General features: G+C 59.1%; 1 protein-coding gene. It reads left to right on the forward strand.

Features of this window, described 5'->3' with window-relative positions; genetic code table 11:
* Positions 1-237, forward strand: a 237-nt coding sequence (locus tag EOD29_RS34975; RefSeq protein WP_127248923.1) for a tetratricopeptide repeat protein, incomplete at both ends; no start/stop codon positions are given.

Below are 237 nucleotides of genomic sequence, written 5' to 3' on the forward strand. Positions count from 1 at the left end.
CAGGCTTATGCCAACCGCGCTCTTGTCTATCGCAATATGGGCCCGCAGGCCCAGGCGATTGCCGATTACAATGCCGCCCTGCAGATCAATCCAAGCTACGACGTCGCCTATATCGGCCGCGGCAATGTCTATCGCATGGCCGGCCAGGACGATCAGGCTTTCAACGATTTCGACAGAGCGATCCAGCTCGGCACCACCGATGGCCGCGCCTATCACAATCGTGGCCTGATCTACCAG

It is taken from the genome of Mesorhizobium sp. M1A.T.Ca.IN.004.03.1.1, assembly GCF_003997555.1.
Lineage (GTDB): Bacteria > Pseudomonadota > Alphaproteobacteria > Rhizobiales > Rhizobiaceae > Mesorhizobium.